Genomic DNA, 2455 nt, shown 5'->3' on the forward strand with positions numbered 1-2455 from the left:
ATTCCGAGCTTCACGCGCAACTGGCTCGTCCGCGAAAACCCGGGCAGGCTTCCAGCACCCTTCGACCGTTTTGACGTGGCATCGATAGCCATCTCGGTTGCCGCGCTGGGTACATGGACGGTTATCCCGGACAGCAGCACCTCGGGACTGCTCATGGCCGCCGCCGCAACTTGCCAGGCATGGCGTTTGTCGCGCTGGGCGGGAGAGCGCACCATACGGGATCCGCTCGTGCTTGTACTCCATGCAGCATACGCCTTTGTGCCGGTCGGTCTTGCCTTGGTCGCCGCGTCGATCTTCTTTCCCAACGCCGTGCCCGCTGCGGCGGGGTTCCACGCCCTTGGCGCCGGCGCGATCGGCTCGATGACGCTTGCTGTAATGGCCCGGGCAACGCTCGGACACACTGGGCGAGAGCTCAAGGCAGGAAGAGGAACGTCGTTTGTCTTCGCGGCCATCCTTCTGGCGGGATCATTGAGAACCCTGGGCGCCTTCGTCCCTGATGATGGAGTGATCCATCTGGCGGGCGCCGCATGGGTGGCGGCATTTGCCGGTTTCATTCTGGTCTACGGAACCGCATTGATGAGGCCAAAGGCGCGGTGAAGCGGGCGGCGGCACACCCGCGATGGTCGACAGAACCTGTGGAACTGCTTCTATTTGTCAGATGCCGAGGTACCCGAGGATCAGCTTCCTCCACCCCGGTCGGTCCCGCACCAACCTGAATCCCAGATTGTCGGGAGGCGTTCCAACGGCACAGCCCCCGCTTTTGCCGTCGCTGACGAAGTTCGACATATAGGTCCTGTGAAATCCTTCAACGACATGGACGCCGCAATTGTCGAGGGAATTCGCAACCCCAGTTCCATCCGCCGCCAGTGTTGCGCGGACAAAGCATGTCGATGTCCACTCCCAGACGTTGCCGGAAAGATCGGCGAGGCCACGGGAGTTCACGCCAAAGGAGCCTCGGCTCCTCGGCAAGGGGTCCGGGCTGCGATCGAGTTGGGCCTCGGCCTTGTAGCGGGCAAGCCAACGCTTGGCGGGGTTGTTGGCGTCGGCTTGGAGCCCCTCAAATCCGCCTCTGAAACGCTCTGCTGCCGCAAAGGCCCATTCCTCGTCTGTAGGCAGCCGCCAGTAATCGCCGGTCGCTTGAGAATACCACCGGGCATAGGCGCTGGCGTCGAGATAACTCACTCCGGTCACCGGCGCATTGGGCGGGATCTCACGTGTCTCCTGTGGCGACTGGCAGGCACCGGCCTTCACACAGTCTGCATAGTCGGCCACGCTGACCTGATAGGTCATGATTTCGATGGGCTTGTTGAACCGTCGCTTGAGGCGGGGATTGGCTTGCGGATGTTCGCCCCGCAGGAACTCGCCCGGCAGGGAATAGGTGATCGAACCGGGAGGCAAGGTGACCGTGATGGTGACAGGGTGGAGTCGATGTCCACTCCAGCTGACGGCGGACAAGCCTATCGGCACCGTTGCGGCCGCGATGGCGACCGAGGCAACCTTCAGGAAGGAAAGCGGCATGGCTTTTTGTCCATACCCGGACAGCGAGTGCTGTCCGGGTAATTGCGGTGTCGTCAGTTTGTGGCGATGGCTTTAGGAGCCTCGACCTGCGTCATCAGGTCGTCATTCCACTCACCTTCGACCATGAAATGAGCCGTAGCTCCGAGTTCCACAGCCTCGATCAGATTGTGGTTCACGTAGGCGTAGACCCCCGGCTGCAGGAAAGTGTAGAGCGCCGCGCCCGCCGATCCGCCGCGAATGAACCAGGTTTCCAGATCCTTGGCCGGCGTGTTGGCAAATTTGCCCTCTTCCCAGACGTAATCGCCGTGACCGCCAATCAGGTGCGGGCGCGTATCGCGGTTGGCTTGCGAATGGACGATCAATACCGTTTCGCCAACATTCGCCTTCATCGCGTTGTCGCCGGTCAGTGATCCGACCTTGCCGTTGAACACCACATGTGTCGGGATCAATCCGCGCATCACTTTCATCATGTCGTCGTAACCGTCGCCGGCCGTTTCATAGCTCTTGAAGTTGCCGTTCTCGTCACGCGGGATATAGAAGTCGTTTTCGCCGATATAGAAGATCCTGTCGTATTTGACCGGCTTTCCCTTGTCGTCCTTCAGACCATCTCGCGGCAGGACCATGATCGCGCCGCTCATGCCGGATACGACATGCCAGGGGATCATCGAGCCGCCGGGCGCGCAGTGATAAACGAACGTTCCCGAGCGGGTAGCCTTGAAACGCAGGGTCACCTGCTCGCCAGGATTGACCAGCGTGAGTTCGCCGCCGCCCAGCGCCCCGGTTGCGGCATGGAAATCGATGTTGTGGGCGAGCGTGTTGGTGTCCGGATTGATGAGCGTCAGTTCGACGTAGTCGTCCTGGTGCACAACCATCAGCGGGCCGGGAACAGAGCCGTTGTAGGTCATGGCATTGAGCGTCGTGCCGTCGGCATCGATGA

3 protein-coding genes are annotated in these 2455 nt (G+C 61.1%); 1 reads left to right on the forward strand and 2 read right to left on the reverse strand.

From position 1 onward, the window contains the following. A partial coding sequence (locus EOA85_RS32660) for an NnrS family protein (protein ID WP_206523423.1) occupies nucleotides 1–597 on the forward strand: 597 nt, incomplete at its 5' end. A 57-nt stretch (nucleotides 598–654) separates the two neighbouring features. On the opposite strand, the gene EOA85_RS32665 is transcribed toward EOA85_RS32660, so the two are convergent. Both EOA85_RS32665 and nirK read right to left on the reverse strand, forming a co-directional pair. Next, nucleotides 655–1518 carry an SUMF1/EgtB/PvdO family nonheme iron enzyme gene (locus EOA85_RS32665; protein WP_127212464.1) on the reverse strand — a complete coding sequence of 288 codons (864 nt, stop codon included), beginning with the start codon at nucleotides 1516–1518 and terminating at the stop codon, nucleotides 655–657. A 53-nt stretch (nucleotides 1519–1571) separates the two neighbouring features. Then, the coding region (gene nirK / locus EOA85_RS32670; RefSeq protein ID WP_127212465.1) for a copper-containing nitrite reductase at nucleotides 1572–2455 on the reverse strand (884 nt) is incomplete at its 5' end.

Origin of the sequence: Mesorhizobium sp. M5C.F.Ca.IN.020.29.1.1 (assembly GCF_003997375.1) — a bacterium.
Taxonomy (GTDB): domain Bacteria; phylum Pseudomonadota; class Alphaproteobacteria; order Rhizobiales; family Rhizobiaceae; genus Mesorhizobium; species Mesorhizobium wenxiniae.

Excerpts from the sequence above, each read along its gene's own strand:
- EOA85_RS32665 (WP_127212464.1), bottom strand. The coding sequence starts at position 1,518 with ATGCCGCTTTCCTTCCTGAAGGTTGCCTCGGTCGCCATCGCGGCCGCA.